This window comes from Anaerococcus sp. NML200537 (assembly GCF_026131715.1).
Classification (GTDB): domain Bacteria; phylum Bacillota; class Clostridia; order Tissierellales; family Peptoniphilaceae; genus Anaerococcus; species Anaerococcus kampingae.
Genome location: NZ_JAMXSL010000004.1, coordinates 51,483 through 72,193, shown reverse-complemented (window position 1 = coordinate 72,193; position 20,711 = coordinate 51,483). Strand labels below are relative to the sequence as shown.

Annotated in this window: 17 protein-coding genes; 3 read left to right on the top strand and 14 right to left on the bottom strand. The window is 35.9% G+C overall.

The features are described 5' to 3' along the window. Window positions 1-32: 32 nt before the first annotated feature. From NH288_RS02040 to NH288_RS02005, 8 genes are all read right to left on the bottom strand, one after another. Window positions 33-668, bottom strand: coding sequence for a sugar transferase (locus tag NH288_RS02040; protein ID WP_265212697.1), 636 nt, complete (start codon window positions 666-668; stop codon window positions 33-35). Further along, on the bottom strand, window positions 658-1,668 hold the full coding sequence (locus NH288_RS02035; protein WP_265212695.1) for an NAD-dependent epimerase/dehydratase family protein: 1,011 nt from the start codon (window positions 1,666-1,668) through the stop codon (window positions 658-660). The genes NH288_RS02040 and NH288_RS02035 overlap by 11 nt, the downstream gene beginning before the upstream one ends. 28 nt (window positions 1,669-1,696) lie before the next feature. Beyond that, window positions 1,697-2,899 (bottom strand): DegT/DnrJ/EryC1/StrS family aminotransferase, encoded by a 1,203-nt coding sequence (locus NH288_RS02030; RefSeq protein WP_265212693.1) that lies wholly within the window; start codon window positions 2,897-2,899, stop codon window positions 1,697-1,699. Window position 2,900: 1 nt separating this feature from the next. Next, the gene (locus tag NH288_RS02025; protein WP_265212691.1) at window positions 2,901-4,862 is read right to left on the bottom strand and encodes a polysaccharide biosynthesis protein; all 1,962 of its coding nucleotides are present in this window, start codon (window positions 4,860-4,862) and stop codon (window positions 2,901-2,903) included. Further along, on the bottom strand, window positions 4,852-6,393 hold the full coding sequence (gene murJ / locus NH288_RS02020) for a murein biosynthesis integral membrane protein MurJ (RefSeq protein ID WP_265212689.1): 1,542 nt from the start codon (window positions 6,391-6,393) through the stop codon (window positions 4,852-4,854). The genes NH288_RS02025 and murJ overlap by 11 nt, the downstream gene beginning before the upstream one ends. Before the next feature lie 8 nt (window positions 6,394-6,401). Further along, window positions 6,402-7,823: an LCP family protein gene (locus NH288_RS02015; protein ID WP_265212687.1), complete on the bottom strand. Its 1,422-nt coding sequence runs from the start codon at window positions 7,821-7,823 to the stop codon at window positions 6,402-6,404. 941 nt (window positions 7,824-8,764) lie between these two features. Beyond that, window positions 8,765-9,238: a hotdog domain-containing protein gene (locus NH288_RS02010; protein WP_265212685.1), complete on the bottom strand. Its 474-nt coding sequence runs from the start codon at window positions 9,236-9,238 to the stop codon at window positions 8,765-8,767. A gap of 180 nt (window positions 9,239-9,418) precedes the next feature. Then, on the bottom strand, window positions 9,419-10,591 hold the full coding sequence (locus NH288_RS02005; protein ID WP_265212683.1) for a YcjF family protein: 1,173 nt from the start codon (window positions 10,589-10,591) through the stop codon (window positions 9,419-9,421). Between the two features lie 72 nt (window positions 10,592-10,663). On the opposite strand from NH288_RS02005, the gene NH288_RS02000 reads away from it, so the two are divergent. Both NH288_RS02000 and NH288_RS01995 read left to right on the top strand, forming a co-directional pair. Beyond that, window positions 10,664-11,197, top strand: coding sequence for a methylated-DNA--[protein]-cysteine S-methyltransferase (locus NH288_RS02000; protein ID WP_265212682.1), 534 nt, complete (start codon window positions 10,664-10,666; stop codon window positions 11,195-11,197). Further along, window positions 11,194-11,736: a DNA-3-methyladenine glycosylase I gene (locus tag NH288_RS01995; protein ID WP_265212680.1), complete on the top strand. Its 543-nt coding sequence runs from the start codon at window positions 11,194-11,196 to the stop codon at window positions 11,734-11,736. Before NH288_RS02000 ends, NH288_RS01995 begins: the two co-directional genes overlap by 4 nt. Window positions 11,737-11,884: 148 nt before the next feature. Here the strand turns inward: NH288_RS01995 and gloB are convergent, their stop codons facing one another. From gloB to NH288_RS01965, 6 genes are all read right to left on the bottom strand, one after another. Beyond that, window positions 11,885-12,577 carry a hydroxyacylglutathione hydrolase gene (gene gloB / locus NH288_RS01990; RefSeq protein ID WP_265212678.1) on the bottom strand — a complete coding sequence of 231 codons (693 nt, stop codon included), beginning with the start codon at window positions 12,575-12,577 and terminating at the stop codon, window positions 11,885-11,887. Between the two features lie 34 nt (window positions 12,578-12,611). Further along, window positions 12,612-13,943, bottom strand: coding sequence for a citrate synthase (locus NH288_RS01985; protein WP_265212676.1), 1,332 nt, complete (start codon window positions 13,941-13,943; stop codon window positions 12,612-12,614). Between the two features lies 1 nt (window position 13,944). After that, the gene (locus NH288_RS01980; protein WP_265212675.1) at window positions 13,945-14,943 is read right to left on the bottom strand and encodes an isocitrate/isopropylmalate dehydrogenase family protein; all 999 of its coding nucleotides are present in this window, start codon (window positions 14,941-14,943) and stop codon (window positions 13,945-13,947) included. A 2-nt stretch (window positions 14,944-14,945) separates the two neighbouring features. Beyond that, window positions 14,946-16,877, bottom strand: a complete 1,932-nt coding sequence (locus NH288_RS01975; protein WP_265212674.1) for an aconitate hydratase — start codon at window positions 16,875-16,877, stop codon at window positions 14,946-14,948. Between the two features lie 152 nt (window positions 16,878-17,029). Further along, window positions 17,030-18,481, bottom strand: a complete 1,452-nt coding sequence (gene guaB, locus NH288_RS01970) for an IMP dehydrogenase (protein ID WP_265212673.1) — start codon at window positions 18,479-18,481, stop codon at window positions 17,030-17,032. A 151-nt stretch (window positions 18,482-18,632) separates the two neighbouring features. After that, window positions 18,633-19,502 carry a DegV family protein gene (locus tag NH288_RS01965; RefSeq protein WP_265212672.1) on the bottom strand — a complete coding sequence of 290 codons (870 nt, stop codon included), beginning with the start codon at window positions 19,500-19,502 and terminating at the stop codon, window positions 18,633-18,635. 191 nt (window positions 19,503-19,693) lie between these two features. Here NH288_RS01965 and selD point away from each other — a divergent pair, with 191 nt between their 5' ends. Beyond that, complete coding sequence (selD, locus tag NH288_RS01960) at window positions 19,694-20,707, top strand: selenide, water dikinase SelD (RefSeq protein WP_265212671.1); 1,014 nt, start codon at window positions 19,694-19,696, stop codon at window positions 20,705-20,707. Window positions 20,708-20,711: the final 4 nt, after the last annotated feature.

Below are 20,711 nucleotides of genomic sequence, written 5' to 3'. Positions count from 1 at the left end.
TAATACCATCTTAAATTATGTTTTCACTAATTTTAATCTTCAATTATATTTAAATTTCTGTTGACATTGTTCCTTTTTAATAATGTTAGTATAGTCAAAAAAATAATCTTAATATCAAACAATAAGGATAAATGTTCAACATAATAAATATCATTTTTTAGTTTCTCTTTTGTCAAAACAGAGTTTCGATTAATGGCCTGGTTATACCCTGTAATTCCAGGTCTAACAGTGAGAATTTTTTTTTCTTCTTCCGTATATTTGTCCAAATACATAGGTGTATCAGGTCTTGGACCTATAAAACTCATGTCACCTAATAAAACATTTATAATTTGTGGAAGTTCATCTATACTTGTTTTTCTAATGAATTTTCCAAATTTAGTAACTCTTGGGTCATCATCTCCATTATATGTTGAACCATCTTCTAACCTTATATCTGGTGCATTTACTTTCATTGAGCGTAACTTATACATCTTAAATGGTTTTCCAAAAAGTCCAGTTCTTTCTGCCTTATAAAATATTGGTCCTCGATCTTCTATCTTGATAAAAATAAAGGAAATAAAAATAATTAGCATAACTGGTATCAATAAAATTAATGAAAATATTATATCAAAAATTCTTTTCGTTAACCTAAATGGTAGTGACCCTGTTGCCACCATATTACTTGACATAATTAAACAGCTCCTGATACTTACTGTTATCTAAATCATTCTTATAATCTTGCATCATTAATCTAAAATCTGAAAACTTAGGAATGTAGCCAAAGTCATCCTTAGCTTTTCTCATAGAAAATAAATATGAGCTGGTATTATTTTGTATATCTGGTCTATAAGATATTTTAGATTTGTTTTCTGGATTAGGTGCCCAAATATCTGCTATAATTTCTGCTTGCTCTTGTAATGTTACACCTTTACCAGATGACATATTGTAAAGTCCTTGAGTTTTTTCGCTTTTTATAGCCAAATAAAAAGCATGGGCTACATCTTTAACATAAGCTATATCTCTACTTAAATTTCTATCACCAAAAATGCATATCTCCTTCCCTTCTTTTGCATTATCAATAAAAATTTTTAGACCTGATTTTTTTATTTTTCCATTAACGTAAATAGAGTCGTGAGGTCCTACACCATAAACTGGTGGAAATCTAAACCATGCATTTTTCATACTATATTGATTATTATAATATTGCATAACATCATTAGCAGCATTCTTAGAAAAAACATAAACAGCATGATCTCCTTCGTATATATAATCTCGAGGTTCATCCTCAGTTATAAGTTTTTTGCCCCATGCGCCTCTAACATCTGCATATGAACAAGTAGATATAACTCTTTTTATTTTATTCTTTCTGCAATATTCAAGAAGATTTATTGTGCCAATAGTATTTACTTCAAAATATTCTGCAGCATTTTCTACATTTTCTAAATCTGCTTTAGAATTTGCTGGTAACAATCCTCCCAATAATATTACTCCATCTATATTCTGAGTTGGAAGTGAGTTAAAGTCTTCAGGCTTAGTTAAATCTAAATTGATATATTTCACACCTAATTTATCGTAATGTTTCCTAAACTTATTGTTTCTTCCTGTTACTATAATATCACAACCTTGTTTCAAAAATTCTTCTACGGTATAAACGCCAATAAAACTCGACGCACCTATAATCAAATACATAAATCATGCTCCTCATTATTAGTTATAATCACAAGTATTTATTTAAAATCATTTTGTAGTTATTTATGACATAATCAACTTCCTCATCTGTAAGCTTAGTATGAAGAGGTAGTGTTATTTCATTTTCATATCGCTTATAGGCATTTGGATAATCTTTTATATCAAATCCTAAATTTTTATAAGCTGTTAATAGAGGAAGTGGTTTGTAATGTACGTTACAAGCTATGCCTGCTTTTGCCATTTCTTCTATTATTGAGTTTCTATCTTCTAAGCTTATTCCAGGTACTCTTGTTATATAAAGGTGACCTGATGATGAATGAATATCATTATAATGGTCTAAGACTTCTATACCTAAAGGCTTAAATGCTGCATCATATTTTTGTATGATTTCCTTACGTCTTTTTAGAAGCTCTGGGTATCTTTTTACTTGAGCTAGACCAATTCCAGCTAGTACATCTGTCATGTTGCATTTATACCATGGTCCAACTACATCATATTCCCATGAGCCTAATTTAGTTTTGCTTAGGGCATCTTTTGATTGACCATGCAAGGATAGAAGCTGATATTGTTTGTAAAGTTTTTCGTTATCTAGTCCATCCCTATCTTTCCATGTAGAGTATCCGCCTTCAGCTGTTGTAAAGTTTTTAACAGCATGGAAAGAGAAGTTTGAGAAATCTGCTACTGTTCCTGTCTTCTTACCCTTATATTCTGCTCCTAGAGAGTGGGCAGTATCAGCAACTACAATTATCCTTCCAAAATTTTCTTGGATTTCATTACTTGGTTTAAATAGATTTTTCTTTCTTTCTACTATTTCAAAAATTTTGTCATAGTCACAAGGTATTCCTGCTAGATCAACAGGGATTATAACCTTTGTCTTTTCTGTAATGGCTTCTTCTAGCTTATCATAATCCATCTCTAGACTATTTTCTTGAGTATCTACCATTACTATTTGAGCGCCTACATGGTCTATTACTGAAGCTGATGCAGTATAAGTATAAGCACTAGTTATAACTTCATCTCCAGGTCCTATACCTAGGACTCTTAGGGTCATTTCAGCTGCTGCTGTCTGAGAATTTAGGCATACACCTATGTTAGTATCAGTAAATTGATTTAATTCTTTTTCTAGTTTTTTTGTTTTTGGTCCTGTTGTTATCCATCCAGATTTGAGTGCATCGACAACTTCATCTATTTCTGCTTGAGATATATCTGGTGGTGAGAATGGTATTTGCATTTTAACTCCTTTGTTTTCCTATAAAAGTAGTAATTAATTTATTTATTATCTCTACTATATCATCATTGTCTAAGTGTTCTTCATTGATTACTGATTCTAGGTCTTTGAAGAATTCTTCTCTTGAGAAGGCTAGTGGCTTTCCTACTGATATTCCTTCGTGGACTGTTTCTGATAGGTTTTCCTCATCCATTAGCTTTTCTTCGTAGAGCTTTTCTCCAGGTCTAAGACCAGTGTAAACTATCTTCATATTTATATCTGGTTCATAGCCAGATAGCTTGATTAGCTGTCTAGCTAAATCATCAATCTTTACAGGATCTCCCATATCTAGGACGAATATTTCACCGCCCTCTGCTATGGAGCCTGCTTGAAGAACTAGTTTTACAGCTTCCTTAATTGTCATAAAATATCTTATAATATCAGGATGGGTAACTGTGACTGGTCCCCCTTCTGCTATCTGTCTTTTGAATAAGGGTATTACTGAACCATTTGACCCAAGTACATTTCCAAAACGTACTGCTACAAACTCTGTTCTTTGAGATTTACCAGTTAATTCTATAGCTGGGTCTACTGTGAAGGTGTGATCACCATCTCTTGCTACTATCTTACTTAGCATGCCGTAGTTTTGATTTTCTCTCACGTCATTTAGACCTTGTATTATCTTTTCACAGACTCTCTTTGTAGCCCCCATTATAGATGTAGGATTCACAGCCTTGTCTGTAGATATTAGGACAAAACGCTTTGCATTATAGACTAATGATAAGAGTCCTACTATATAAGTGCCTCTGACATTATTTTTGATAGCCTCCATTGGGCTTACTTCCATTAATGGTACATGCTTGTGAGCTGCAGCATGGAATACTATGCTAGGCTTATATGTTTCAAATACTTGTTTGACCCTGTTGTAGTCTCTTACAGACCCAATTAAGGTTAGTAAATTGAGGTCTTTGTGAGTTCTTTTTAATTCTTGCTCTATATCGTAGGCATTGTTTTCGTAGATATCAAATATTATGAGAAGCTTAGGACCATATTGGGCAATCTGCCTACATAGTTCAGAACCAATCGAGCCTCCGCCTCCTGTTACTAGGACCACCTGGTCATTGAGGTATTCATAAGTTTCGTTAGAAAATATTTTGACTGGTTCACGACCTAGAAGGTCTTCTATCTCTACATCCTTCATCTTTGATACTGATATCTTACCAGACACTAATTGATAAAGTCCTGGCAAGACCTTTACCTCTGCATTTGTATCGCTACATATGCTAAGAATTTCTTTCTTATCTCTTTCTGCAGCTGATGGTAAGGCTACTAGGATTAGGTCTACTAACTCCTTATCTACCAATTCTTTTATCTTATCTCTACCGCCATATATGATGGTATTATCTATATAGCGTCCCTTCTTGCTTGGGTCATCGTCTATAAATCCTACTACCTTTATCCTAGTATTTTCTTGGACATTAGATTTATTAATATCCTCCTTTATGGTTTGACCAGCAGATCCAGCTCCAATTATTATTGCCTTCTTATATGAAGGATCTCTCCTGAGAGTATTATACTTGGCTTGAATAAGGAGCTTTTTTGCAAACCTTAGGGCTACTGTGCCAGTATATTGCATAAGATATCCAAATATGAAATATGAGGCAGGCATTCTCTCGAATAATAATGTGATACCTATAATATGAGTGAGTAGTGATAAAATACAGGCCAAGCTAATCTGAATAAGTTCATTATATGAAGCATATTGCAAAATCATCTTATAAAGTCTAAATAATGAATAAATAAGAATTGTAATAGCTGTATTTATAAAAGCATATTTAGTAAATGCCGACAAGTACCCTATAGGTATGGCTGAAAAATCCAAATCAAACCTGAAATACAAGGCAAAAAAGTATGAAAGATTGATTATTATAATGTCAAAAAATAATAATATTAAAAACTTAATTAATATTCCCTTTTTATCCTTCATTGTTTCTCCTTCCAAATCCAACTTTAGTTTTAGCTGTATTAATGAATTTTTGTATTTCTCTTATATTAGCAAAATAAATTAGTATCAAATATATGATTCCTGGAATTATAATAGATATCGCTAGTGATATTACTAAATTTAATCCTGCCATCAATTTGTAGTGTAAACTATAAGCTATGGCAGCCATTAAAAAAGATGATAAGACTATCTTCAGCATTGATGATAAGCTCTCTTTATAATCAAATTTATCAAACTTGATATAATAAACCACGCTTATTATTATAGAAGCTACTGCAGTAGATATGCTTGTAGCATAAGCTAGACCATCTATACCATATTGTTTTACTAATATTATATTTAGTACAAAGTTTATTACTTGTTGGATTAGAATTATTATTAGTGGAGACCTGGAATCTCCTATCGCATAAAAGGCATTAGACAATATTCTCATAAAGGATATGAAAATTATGTATGGGCCATAAGATACAATAAGCGATGATACTATATTTGTATCTAAAGCTGTGAAAGCATGTCTTTCATAAGCTAATTTTATAATTGGATTAGCTAGAGCCATAAGTCCAAATGTAGCTGGTATAACTAGAGCCATAGTAAGTATAGCTGACGAAGAAAGTTTTTCTTTCATTTTGTCGAGCTTTTTGGAATGAGCAAAGTTAGCTATTTCTGGAAAGGTAATTGTAGCTATGGTTAGTGTTATTACTTCTACTATGAAGTCGAGCATATTTTCAGTATAAAATACCTTTGCTACTCCATCTATTCCAACATAGGCTGAAGCCATCGATTTATCTACAAGCAATGATATCTTATTTGCAGCGCTTGATATTATTACAGGAATCATTATTAAAATCATCCTATTTATATCAGGATCAGCAAAATTTATTTTCAAACTATATTTAAAGCCTTTATTCTTACTTGCAAAAGGATATCTTATAAATTGTAAGATATTGGCTATTAGAGTCCCTATTATAAGCATATAAGGATTGTTGAAGGTGCCTGTCATTATTGTTGATGAAATAATTATTACATTAAGTATCAATCCTGATATGACTGGGTCTATAAAGTTTCCTTTAGCATTTAAATAGCCTCTCATAACAGACGAGTATAAAAATGTAAAGATAGAAACTGCCATTATCCTGGTCCAAGATATAGCCATTTCTAAAGAAGAGCCAGACAGTTTTGGAGAGAATATTTTTGCTATCGATCCTGCAAATAAAACGATTAATACAAAGACTATTATTCCACAGGCCATCAGCACATTGATTAAATTTGATGTGAATAGATCTGCTTTTTCATCTCCCCTGTCATTTTTTACCTTAGTATAGATTGGTATGTAGGCAGATACTATTCCAGCCACAACTGTGTACATCATTATATCTGGAATAGTTGTAGCTGTGACATATATTGATTTAATCTCTCCAGCACCAATAACAGCAGCCATTACTGATTCTCTTACAAAACCAAATATTTTTGTAATAACAGTCAATATCATTATGATTACTGTCATCTTTCCCATATCTTCCCCTACTTGTTATTTTCTTCTATACTTTCCTTAACTTTATTTTTAGAATCTTCATTTGGTACCATCATATACAATCTAGAATCTGGCATTAGGGCTGATGGTAGGTCCATTGTGCCTTTTCCTTCTAGAGCTTGGCTTCTTATCTTCCATGATGTGCCCTCGTCTAATTGTCTATTGACTAATTCTATCATTTTATCATAAGGCATATTTGTGTTTACTGATTTGAGTGCTACACCTGCTATATCTCCGAAGTTTAGGAGCATTTGTGGGCTGAGCATCTTTCTTATAATTCCCTCTATTATCCTGGTGTGGTTCTTGCCTCTGTCAAAGTCTCCAGCTGCTTGGTGGTATCTATCTCTAGCAAATACTAGGGCAGCTGTACCGTCTAGGTGGTTTTTGCCTTGGACAAAATTGTAGCCACTTGCTGAAAATGCTCTTGGGTTTTCTACTTCAATTCCACCTAAGAGGTCTATTAAGTCTTTTAGGGTGGTGAAGTTGACCTTGGCATAGTAGTCTATATCCTCCCCAAAGAGGCTCTCTAGAGTTGCTATTGACTTGTCTACTCCATATAGGCCGGCGTGGGTTAGCTTGTCCTTGCCTATGCCTGGGATATCGACGTAGGAATCCCTTGGTATGGTTGTGATTAGAACCTTGCCTGCTGTTGGGTTGACACTTATTATAAGGTTGACATCTGATCTAGACACTGTGGATAAAGATCCGTAGGTGTCTATACCTGATATATAGACATTAAAGGAATCATCTTTTGCGACTTCTTCCTTTTCCTTTTCCTCGCTCTTGCCTTCTACTAGGACTGAGTCTAGGATTCTGGTCTGGTCTGCGAAGTCTTCGATATTTTCTTCTATGATTTGTCTAAAGCCTTCATTCAGGAGGATTACTTCCTCTTTGCCGCTTAATAAGCTTTTGGCTAGGGTTATATAGTCTACGTATTTGACCTTGGATAAATTGCCCTGATATTTGTCATTATATTCGCTTATTATCTTATCTATAGTTTCTTCATTGTCTGCCTCTGATGTAGCTATTGTAGCATCTTTGATATCCTCTAGGCTCTTATATGATGAATCTTTCCTTACTATATAGGACATTTGTGTTTTTGTGATGTTCTTATTTTTATTTATTTCATCGATTGTCCTGATGGATGTATTAGCATAGGAAATAGCGACTCCCTGGCCTACGACAATAAAAAGAAGGGCTATCAAATAGAGCACATTAAAAGCGCCTTTGATTTTACCCTTGGTATATAAAAGAATATAGATAAGCATAAGCAAAATAGAGCTTCCTATTACTAGTAGCCTGTATTTCATTGGTAGAATATTGTATCTATTGATAAAATAAGCAAAGGCTATGTTCATCAATAATGAAATTATTATTATAATTTTTGGAAGATGTTTTTTTATGCTTTCCATTAATTTCTCCTGTGTTTAGTCTATCTATATTATCTTTTATTATAAATATTTTGCAAGATAGTAAAAAGCTTAACAAAATACTATGTGAATTGATTAAATTCATGTTAAGACATATAGATATATATTAAATTATAATATAAAATTGTGATTTTGTAAACAAAATAAAAGAGATGTTTATGTAATTTTAAAATAATGTCAAGAAAGCTAAAATTGTTTATTGGTTCCTGATGAGATGAGGTGGTTTTGGGATAGGATAAGGTGGTTTTCTGCGAAAACTTTTTGTTTATATAAGGTAATGACGATATTCACCTAATACCGATGTAATTACATATCCCGATATGAGCGGATCGATGAGTTCTCTCACGTTCGTTCGAGAAGGGAGGATGGTGACGGCATAGTTTTACTTTTCTCTGTTCTACCACTTTCTCCTTCCCTTGTCCCAATATCTTTTACTCCCCTTATCCCGACCGTAGCGGAGGGATCAATTACACAAGCTTAAATTAATAGAAACACTTTTAACAGCATGTTACTTATACGAAGAGTGTATATAGTTTTTCTTTGATTTTAATGAATAATGACGACTTAACAGTTCTAATAGACTTGTCTCCTGGAGCCGAGGGGTTTGGTCTTCGTTCGATGAAAGGGAATTGTAAGATATACCGATTGCCGATGTATTTACAAAAACCTTTATAGAAAGAACCATGGGTTCTTTTCGTTTCATTCGAGAAGGAAGGGTGCTTCGAACGGGCTTTGTCTTAAATAGCCGACGGGCTGCAACTGAGGCCGAAGAAAGGGAAATGTGGGTTTTCTTCGAAAACTTCAATTTATTTTGTGTTTTTTACGTTTCAAACGCAAGAATCTTGCGTTTGATTTTGTCCTTTTTCGTTTGTTTATCAAACTTAAAAGCCCCCTTATTTTTTATTTCAGAGGGCTTTGTCTTTTTATTGGTCTTTTATTTTTACTGCTACCATTTTGGCTTTGGCTCTTATTTCTCCTTTTGCTTCTAGGGTCATTTCTATTATTGCTTTTCTTTCTCCTAGTTCTGCTAGGCTTGACCTGATTATGATTTCTTCATCCATTGGGGTTGGTTTTTTGAAGTCTACTTCTAGTCTGGCTGTGATGTATCTTTGGATTACTGTGTTTTTAGTTAGTTCTAGGCCCTGTGCGTGGTGGTTGAAGTAGGCTGCGCTGGCTGTGCCGTGACAGTCAAATAGCATTGCTATCATACCGCCGAAAAGGTTAAATGGGACTCCTCCTGTGTACATCTTATCTGGTTTTACCTTGCATATTACTTCTTTTCCATCATCAGTTGGGTAGGATTTGAGGTGGAGGCCTTCTTTATTTTGAACACCGCATCCCCAGCAGTGTTGGTATTTTTCGCCATAGGTCTCTTGGATTGCGATTTTCTCTGTCATTTCATTTCCTTTCCATACTATCTATATTGTTTTTATATGTCTGTTATATTTGATTTTATACCCAGAAATATGAACTTTATAAACAATATTTGAACTTAAAAATCGCCCAATTTTTGAGCGACTTAGATGTGGTTAGATTAAATTGTTTTTAACTATTTATTTAATGGTTCTTATTTGAATTTATTTCTTCTTACCCTTTTCAAGGATTCTCATTAGATTTTCCTTGCCATTTTTTAGGTTTTCTTTGAAGATTTGCTGGATATTTTCCTTGCCTTCTTTTGTTGATATGTCTTCTAATTTCATCTCTCCCTTAAAGACTTGCTCCATGATTGCTATATAGGCTGTGCCTAGAGCTGCTGTGATTACTCCTGCTGTGCCTGCAGATATAGCACCTCCTGCTATAGATCCTGCTCCTGGGACTAGTTTTATTATATTGGCTACAACTGTTCTTCCCAAAAGTGTGGCACCTCCTGATCCCAAGGTGGATGATACTAGGGCTGCGATAACTGATTTATTGATATCGAAGCCAAATATGACTGTAATTGATGCTATCATTGCGATTTGGGTTGGGATTAGTAAAGTAGCATCGGCAAAGGGAATTGGGGCTGCACCTTGACCTGTGGCAGCTAGGGCCGCTGCAGCTACAGCCTTAACTGCTCTTGACTTTTTTGCTTCAAGATTTGCTATCTGTACGTGTTGGAGGGTGTCTTGGAGCTCTTCTGGCAGAGCGTGTCCCATGATATTTATAAGCCTATCTAGGCCGAAAGATTTGACTGTTCCTACATCTTCTATCTCAAAGTCCTTGGCAAGGACTGGCACAACTTGGATAATATCGAGGTTTTCATCCTCAATTATAGAACGGAGTTTCTCGGCATTTTTCTTTGAAATTGACTGGGTTAGGACAATTATGATTGGAACTTGGGTCGTCCTATTCTCATGGGTGAGATCTCTTATCCACTCGATTTCTTCTGGCTCTACCCTATTAGAGCTTGTGTTTATGCAATACCAGATGCAGTGGATTGCCTCATTTATGTTATTTTTACTAAGGCCCTTATTAATAGTAGATATTATTTCAGCTTTGACCTCTTCCTGAACATCTTTGCCAAGCTCAAAGCCCTTGGTATCGTAGATATTTAGAGGGACTCCCTCCTTGCTTATCTTTCTCATGTGACTTGTTACAGGCTTACCCAGTCCCTCCTCGGCTAAGTTGTCCTTAAAGACAGCATTGATAAGGGTAGACTTACCAACTCCAGTCTTTCCAGCCACTATTATATTTAGCTTATTTAAGTTATTTATTTTTTCTTTTATTAGGTCAATTGCCTCCTGGGCAATATTTATAGCATCTAAGGCCATGGGTCCTCCTTTATAATTTTAAATTCATACCGCTAATCTGGTATAATTATTTTGAAAGCGAACGATAAGAAAATGAATTACTTATATAAATACTATACTCCAAGAAATTTTGATAATATAATTATGACTTCTGAGGGAAACATTCTTACTGGTCTTTATTTTGAGAAGGCATTTCCTTTTGACGAGGATGATTTTATAAAAAATAAGCCCGATATTTTTAAGGAGACCATTAGCTTTCTAGATTTATATTTTAAAGGAATAAATCCAGGTTTTATCCCTAAATTTGCCTTGCCTTCTATGAGCGATTTTAGGAAAAGTGTGATAGAAATCCTCCTTACCATCCCCTATGGCAAGGTCATGACCTACAAGGAAATAGCAAGCCTTATTGCCAAGAAAAGAAAAATAAAAACCATGTCTAGCCAGGCTGTGGGTGGGGCTGTTGGAGCCAATCCTATTTCTATAATAATCCCTTGCCATAGGGTAATTGGGAGCAACATGAGCCTGACAGGTTATGCAGGAGGGATAGATAATAAGTACGAACTACTAAAGCTAGAAGGCCATGCTATGGCTAAGTTTAAAATGCCAAAGAAAGGAAAATTCTTATGAAAAGATGCTCATGGGTAAATCTTAATAACCCCACCTATGTGATCTACCACGATAAAGAGTGGGGAAAGCCTAATTTTGATGAAGCCTATCTATTTGAGATGCTTATTTTAGAAGCCTTTCAGGCAGGACTTTCTTGGGAGATTATCCTTAATAAAAGAGAAGCTTTTCGCAAGGCTTATGACGGATTTGATATAGAAAAAGTAGCAAACTATGGAGAAGCAAAGATAGATGAGCTTTTAAATAATCCTGATATAATTAGAAACAAGCTAAAAATAAGAGCTAGCATTTGTAATGCCAAGGTTTTTAAGCAGATAGAGGAAGAATTCGGGTCTTTTTATGCTTACTTAAAAGGCTTTGTAGGAGATGAGATAATCTATGAAAATGATAAGACCACTTCAGAAATCTCTGATAAGCTATCAAATGACCTTAAAAAACGCGGCATGAAATTTGTAGGATCTACAACAATATATTCCTATCTCCAGGCAGTAGGATTTATAAATTCTCATGATGATGACTGTTTCCTAAAGAAAACTCCCTAACTTAGATTTTCTAAGCTGGGAGTTTTTTAATTTAATCGCATAGTCTAAGATAATTTTTAAAGGTGTCGAATTGAACACGGTTAAATTTTGAAATATTTAAAAATATAAGCCTATTTTAGCTTCTTACTTTAATTTACAATAATTTACTTCAGTCCATATTCTTAAGTTTAGTAAAGTTTTTAAATTCGTAAGGATCTTTTGCCTTAAATAGTGGGTTTATCTTCCATTCTCTTTTTATGCTTGTTGGAATGGTTGGCTTGCCTAAAGCTAGGTTTTCTTTTGCCTTTTTTATTTCTTCATCCATGAAATCTTCTTTTATAATATTTTTGGATGATGTAAGATGTTTTATTGTGTATTCGTGGGCTGGGTAGACTAGGGTTTCTTCTGGAAGAGACCTTATTTTATCGATTGTCTTAAAAGATAAGTCGAATCTTCCTGTAAAGACTCTTCCACAACCTGATGAAAATAGGGCATCTCCACAAAATAGCCTTCCATCTACCAAGTAAGAAATGTGCTCATAGGTGTGGCCAGCTGTCTTTATTACTTTGAAATCATAGTATAGAAGATTAAAGGAATCTCCTTCTTTTAGGGTCTTATCATTTAGATTTTCTGTTTCTATAGGTCCAAAGACTCTAGCCTTTGGATATTTTTTCTTAAGCTCTTCTACCCCACCTACATGGTCTAGGTGCTTGTGGGTAAGTAAGATTGCCACAAGATTTTTACCGTCTAAATATTCAAGGGCAGGCTTTGCATCGCCTGGATCAACTAAGATTATGTCATTGTCTTTTTCTAAGGTCCAAATGTAATTGTCTTCAAATGCTTTTATATAAGATACTTTCATATAAACTCCTCGGAATGACTTATACCCAATCTTTTCACCTTTTATCCATTGGGATGTATTCTTTCTTGTCATTTAAAGACTTGTAGGCAGGCCTTATGATTTTTTCATCTTCGATTTGCTCGAGTCTGTGGGCACACCAGCCTACTGTCCTTGCTATAGCAAAGATTGGTAGGTAGAGGTCTTTTGGAATATTTAGCATATCATATACAAAACCTGAATATAGGTCGACATTTGCACATGGCAGATAGGCCATGTTTTTCCTATCCTTGATAAGCTTAGCTCCAATATTTTCAACCCTTTCTATAAAGAGGAAGTCCTTCATCCTGCCCTTTATCTCTGCTATCTCTTTGGCCTTTTCTTTTAAGAGAAGCTCCCTAGGGTCTGATAGGGTATAAACTGCATGTCCTAGGCCATATATTAAGCCCTTCTTGTCAAAGGTCTTTTTATCTAGGATATCTTCTAGATAGGCTTTAATCTCTGACTCATCTTCAGTGTCCTTAATATTTTCCCTAATATTATCAAGCATCCTGCTTACCTTTATATTGGCTCCTCCGTGTCTAGGGCCCTTTAGTGATGCAAGGCCAGCTACAATTGATGAGTAGGTGTCAGTGCCTGATGAAGAGACAACGTGGGTTGCAAAGGCTGAGTTATTTCCTCCACCATGCTCTGCATGAATTATAAGCAAGAGGTCTAGGATTTCTGCTTCCTTCTTGCTATAAATTTGGTCAGACCTTAGCATAGATAGGATATTTTCTGCAATTGACTTATCTGGGTTTGGGTTATGGATTATGAGCGACTTTCTGCCAAATTTATGTAGTTTTGCTTGGTAGGAATATATGGCAAGGAGGGGAATCTTTGCGATAAGCGATAGGGATTGGCCTAGGACATTTTCTATAGAAGTATTGTCCGGGTCCTTGTCATAGGTATAAAGAGCAAGCATTGACCCCATCATCTTGTTCATTATGTCTGTACCTGGGAGGTTAAGAATGGTGTTTTCAAAAAATCCCCTAGGTAGGGTCATATTTGATGCTAAAATTTGCTTAAAACCATCAAGCTCATCTTTTTGGGCTAGGCTATTAAAAATCAAAAGATAAATAACTTCCTCAAAGCCAAGCCTGTGGGTCTCTTCAACATCTTTTACAAGCTTTGTTAGGGGATAACCCCTGTAGTAAAGCTCGCCATGGGCGGGGATTTTCTTGCCATCTTCTATCTTATAGCCGCAAACATCCCCCACCTTGGTTATGCCAACCAGGACTCCTGTACCATTTTTATTCCTAAGGCCCCTTTTTATATTAAATTTGTCATAGAGGCTCTTGTCTATATTATTTAATTCTTTGATAGGGCCTGCGTATTTATTAATATCCATCCTAGGCCCCTAGATTGTCAATTATCGCTTGGGTGATTTCTCTTGTAGTAGCAGAACCACCCAAGTCTCTTGTGTAATTTGCCTTATCTGATAGGGTTTTATAGATTGCACATCTAAGCTTATCTGCCTTGGAATTTTCTCCTATATCATCTAGCATGAGACAGAGGGATAAGAGCATGGCAATAGGATTTGCAAGGTTTTGACCCGCTATATCTGGGGCTGAACCGTGGATTGATTCATAGATTGTAATGTCCTTACCCTTATTTACTCCTGGCATAAGGCCAAGGCCGCCTACAAGGCCTGCTCCAAGGTCTGATAGGATATCTCCGTAGAGATTTTCTGTGACAAGAATATCAAATCTTTCTGGGTGCATTACCATCTGCATGGCTGTATTATCAACAAGGATTTCTTCCATTTCTATATCTGGATAAGCTTTTGCGACTTCTCTTGCTACATCTAAGAAGAGGCCGTCAGTTAGCTTCATTATATTGGCCTTGGTTACGACACTCACTTTTTTTCTATTTTGAGCTTGGGCATAGTCAAAGGCAGCTCTTATAATTCTTTCTGACTTATCTCTTGTGATTATCTTTATAGAGTGGGCTTCATTTTCTGAAATTTGCTCTTCAACTCCTGCGTAGAGGTCTTCGGTATTTTCTCTAAAGATTACCATGTCTACACCATCAAATTTTAACTCTAATGGGCCTGGGGCCTTGATTGGTCTGATATTAGCGTAAAGGTCAAATTTCTTCCTTAATTCTACATTTATAGACCTAAAACCATGGCCAATCGGTGTTGTTATAGGGCCTTTAATAGCGATTTTGTTTTTATTTATGGATTCAAAGAGGGCTTCTGGTATATAGGTGCCTTCCTTTTCAAAGACGGAAAGGCCTGCATTTATTTCTTCAAATTCTAGGTCAAGGTCTAGGGCCCCAACCACTTCCTTCATAGCTTGGCTTATTTCTGGGCCTATACCATCACCCTTTATTAGTGTTACTTTCATACTTACTCCAATACTAAATTTTTAGCATAAGCTAGGTAGCCTCCTTCTAGGAGAACTTGCTTTTCTCTTTCTGAAAAATCTGATTTTAATTTTATCTTGATATTTTTTGTCAAATCTTCTAAGATATAGGAATCTTTTTCTATAGATTCTTTCATATTTACAATTCTAATATCATCGTATTCGTCGATTTTATCATAGTCTGCAAGGTCTTCAAATACTAGTGGAAGAATTGCGTTATTTATGAGGTTTGACCTGTGAATTCGGGCAAAGGACTTGGCAACAACTGCCTTTATTTCTAGATATAGAGGAATTAGGGCTGCGTGCTCTCTAGATGAGCCTTGGCCGTAGTTTTCGCCTGCAAGGATTACTCCACCGTCCATGTCTTCACATCTTTTCTTAAAATCATCGATTTTAGTTGTGAAGGCATATTCTGATAGGTAGGCAATATTTGACCTGAATGGCAAAAGCTTAGCATTTGAAGGACAGATATCATCAGTTGTAATCCCATCTCCTGCCTTAAAGACAATCTTTTTATCTATGTCGCTTGCCTTGCTTGCCTTTGGAAAAGGCTTGATATTTTTTCCTTTTATAGTTTCTTTAATTCTTTTGGTATGGTCATCTTCTGGCCTTATAAAATAGGCATCTGTATGGTTAAAATCTACGTCTTTTGGAAAATTTTCCTGATAGTCAAGCTCGCTAGGATCTGCTATATAGCCAAGGACTGCACTTACTGCACAGGTTTCTGGACTTGCAAGATAGATTTTTGCATCCATGGTGCCAGACCTCCCCTTAAAGTTCCTATTAAAAGACCTTAGGGAAACGCCGTCTGATTTTGGTGCCTGACCCATACCTATACATGGACCACAGCCTGATTCTAGGATTCTTGCTCCAGCTTTTATCATTGTAGCAAGGGCACCATTTTCTGAAATCTTTTCTAAAATTGTAGCAGAACCTGGTGATATAACTAAAGATACATCTGGATGGACCTTCCTTCCATCAAGAATTGCCGCTACCTTCATTAGGTCCATATAGGATGAATTGGTACAAGATCCGATAGCAACTTGGTCAAGCTTTATCTTTTCTAGATCACCCACAACTGCATATTGGTCCGGATAATGTGGCTTGGCTACAGCTGGCACTATCTTACTTAAATCTATGTCTATAGTTTCATCATAAAAGGCTCCTGGGTCAGCTGATATTTCCACATAGTCTTCTTCCCTATTTTGGCTCTTAAGATAAGCCAAGGTATTTTCATCTGATGGGAAAATCGAGGTGGTCGCACCGAGCTCTGCTCCCATGTTGCAGATGGTTGCCCTGTCTGTTACAGAAAGGCTTTTTACTCCTTCTCCTGTATATTCCATGATATAGCCTGTACCACCCTTTACGGTGAGCTTGCCTAGGATATAGAGAATTATGTCCTTGGCATTGGCATTTTTATTTAGCTTATTGGTTAAATTTACCTTAAAAACCTTAGGGACCTTTACAAAATAAAAACCCCTAGCCATGGCGACAGCTACTTCAAGACCTCCTGCCCCTATAGCAAGCTGACCAAGGCCACCTGCTGTAGGTGTGTGGGAGTCTGATCCTAGGAGGGTTTGGCCAGGCTTTGCAAACTGCTCTAGATTTACCTGGTGGCAGATGCCTGCTCCTGCCTTTGAAAAGGTAATACCGTATTTGTTGGCAGCCGACTTTATAAATTCGTGGTCATCAGCATTTTCAAAACCTGCTTGCAAAATATTATGATCTATGTAGGCAAGAGAGTTTTCTGTGGCGACATTTTCTATATCCATTGCCTCAAGCTGGAGGTAGGCCATAGTACCTGTCGAATCTTGGGTAAGGGTTTGGTCGATTTTTATTGCGACTTCTTCCCCTGTTTTAAGCTCTCCTTTTAGTAAGTGATTTTTAAATATTTTCATAGCTAATGATAAAGCCATATGAACTCCTTTTTACTTTAATGTGATATCGTATAGTGGGTATTATACTTTGAATTTTTAAAAATACCATCTAATATTTATCCATGAATTATTAAAGAAAAATCACCCCGCCACAAAAGATAGATCTTAAGCGACAGAGTGATTTATGAAAATTATTTTTTAGTATAGTTTGGAGATTCTCTTGTGATTTGGATATCATGTGGGTGGTTTTCTACAAGAGAAGCTGGGCTTATTTTGACAAATCTTGCTTTTTCTTCTAGTTCAACAAGATTTTGAGCACCGACATATCCCATACCAGACCTTAGGCCTCCTAGAAGTTGGTAGATAACATCACCTACTGAACCCTTATAGGCTACCCTACCTTCTACTCCTTCTGGGACATATTTTTTGGTATCATTTTGGAAATACCTATCGCTTGAGCCTGATTTCATGGCTGCAAGAGATCCCATACCACGGTATTCCTTAAATTGCTTACCTTCAAACATTATTGTCTCTCCTGGAGATTCTTCAGTACCAGCAAATAGGGAGCCTGCCATTACTACACTTGCTCCACAAGCAAGAGCCTTTGTAATATCACCAGAATATTTAACACCACCATCAGCTATTATTGGAATGTCGTATTCCTTAGCTGCCTTATAGCAATCTATAATAGCTGATATTTGTGGAACACCAACACCAGTTACAACCCTAGTTGTACATATTGAACCAGGACCTATACCTACCTTTACACAATCTACTCCAGCTTCTATGAGGTCTTTGGTAGCTTGGCCTGTGGCAACATTGCCGGCTATAACTTGTAGTTCAGGATATTTAGCTTTTATCTTTCTTACAGCATCCATAACTCCCTTAGAGTGGCCGTGGGCTGTATCTAGGGCAATTACATCGACTTTTGCCTCTACTAGGTCATCGACCCTTTCCATCATATCGCCTGTAATACCAACACCTGCACCGACTAATAACCTGTCGTGTTCATCACGAGCTGAGTTTGGATATTGGCGAGTTTTTTCAATATCCTTGATTGTAATGAGGCCCTTAAGTTTGAAATCATCATCAACTATAGGTAGTTTTTCAACCTTGCCTGATTCCATCTTTTTGACAGCATCAGTCATTGAAATACCAACATGACCTACTATCAAGCCATCTTTTGTCATTATATCATCAATAATTACACTTGGGTCTTCTTGGAATCTTACATCACGGTTGGTTAAAATTCCCTTAAGATACATCTGATCATCTACTATTGGCACTCCTGAAATCTTGTAATTTGACATAATTTCTAGAGCATCTGCAAGGGTATTGTATGGATGAAGGAAGAAAGGATCAGTTATAACCCCATGCTCACTTCTTTTTACCCTGTCGACTTCTCTAGCTTGCTCTTCTATGGACATATTTTTGTGGATAATACCTATTCCGCCTTGTCTAGCCATTGCAATAGCCATCCTAGATTCTGTAACTGTATCCATGGATGCTGACATGAGTGGAATATTGAGCTTGATTTTCTTAGTCAATCTTGTTCCTACTTCAACTTCATTAGGTAGGACCTCTGAAGGACCTGGTACTAATAGTAAATCATCAAATGTTAAGCCGTCTCCAATAATTTTCATAATAACCTCATTTCTTTTTTGAATTTACCTAGCCAGTACTGGCTAAATATAAGCTGGAATAATTATTTTTCTTACTATACTTTGATATAATTTTAAGTCTAGGGAATTTTAAATAAAAAAGAAGCTAAAAATAAACTTAGCTCCTTAATATTTATTCTCTTTCTTTTTTTGATGCATAGGCAAAAACAATTGTATCTGGTCCTGTGTGAGCACCTATAGTTAGGCTCATTTCGTAGAGATTTACCTTAGATATGCCTAAATCTTCTATTTCCTTTTTAATCATTTCTGCTTCTTCTCTATTTGATGAATATGACACATAGACTTCATCACAAATACTTGTGTCTATATTTTCTTCAATATCTTTTAGGACCTTGCTGATAGCCTTTTTTCTACCCCTAACATTTTTGTATTGGCTTATTTTTCCATCCTTATCTACAACTAAGATTGGGGCAATTTTCATTGCTTGGCCTATTATTGCCTTGCCTTTTGAAAGTCTGCCGCCTTTTTGTAGGTACATTAGATCATCAACCACAAATTCTACCCATATGTAAGGGATTTTTTCCTCAAGGATTTTTTTAATCTCAATCATATCCAGGCCCTTAGCCTTTAGCCTGTAAGCCATATCTAAAATTAGGCTTTCTTGAGTCGAACCAGCAAGGGTATCCACTACTTCTATTCTTCTATCTGGAAATTCTTCTCTTAGGTTTTCACAAGCTATAGATGCATTTGCAAAAGATGAAGATAAGCCAGATGAGAATCCTATATATAAAATATCCTTACCTGCTTCAAGTACTTGCCTAAAGTATTCTTCATAGGTTAAAGGATTGGCTGCAACTGTTGTATGCTTTTTACCTTCTTTAACAAGCTCGTAGAATTTATCTAGGCTAATACTCTCTCGATTTAGGCCATATTCAACCCCGTCTAGAACTGTATTTATAGGGATTAGTCTTATATCTTTATCGTTTATTTCTTGCATATCAAAATCTATACAAGAATCTCCTAGTAAACAAAAATCGTTCATATATTACCTCTATCTTTATATAATCAAAATTATATTCTTGGTTAATATTATACCATAATTTGCTTATAAAGATATTATTTGGCATAAAATTATTTATAATATATAGCTTATCTAATTTTTGTCTGCAAATTGTAAAAAGCTTTTCTGATGTGTTTTTAAAGATAATCGGTAAAATATTAGAAGGAGGCCTTATGAAAAATTTAGAAGTATGCGGTGGTTGCAATGCGAAAATTGCCGCTGGTAATTTAGATTCCCTATTAAAGGATATAAAGCCCTACAGGAGGGATGATATAATAGTTGGCTTTGACAAGAAAGATGATGCAGCTGTTATAGACATTGATGGTAAGACTTGTATAATTCAGACCTTGGACTTTTTCCCTACCATGGTCGAAGATTCATACCTTTTTGGACAAATCGCTGCAGCCAATGCCCTAAGTGATGTCTATGCCATGGGTGGAGAGGTGATTTCTGCCCTAAATATAGTAACATTCCCTCTGGAAGAGGACTTTGCTATATTAAGAGAAATCCTTCGTGGTGGCAATGATAAGGTTACTGAGGCTAAGGCAAGCCTTACAGGAGGCCATTCTATCCATGATAAGACCATAAAATACGGCCTATCTGTGACAGGCAAGGTAGAAAAATCTAAAATTTGGAAAAATAATACTCCACAAGATGGCGATGTCATCTTACTTACCAAAAAAATCGGCACAGCACTAGTCACTGCTAATTATGCCCAGGGCATTGTAAGTGAGAATGACTTTAAGGCTTGTGTGAGCCAGATGGCAAGGCTTAATAAGTATGCTAGGGATATATTTATAAATTACCATATCCATGCCGCCACAGATATCACAGGCTTTGGACTTTTGGGCCACCTGTCTGAAATGGCTGGAGATGATTTTTCTATCATCGTAAATAGCAAAAAAGTCCCAATCTTAAGTCCAGCTAAGGACCTTGCAGGAGAATTTCTCTACACATCAGGCGGTCAAAATAACAGGTCCTACCTATCAGATAAGGTCGAGTTTATGATTGATGACTTTGCCATGGAGGAAGTCCTCTTTGACCCACAAACATCAGGCGGCCTTTGTGTGGCAGTAGAGAAATCAGAGGCAGAAAAAATTAAATATGAATTTGAAAAACAAGGTCTAGATCTTTGGCAAATCGGCCAAGTGATGAAGAAGAGATCTTATGATGTTATTGTAAAATAAGGAG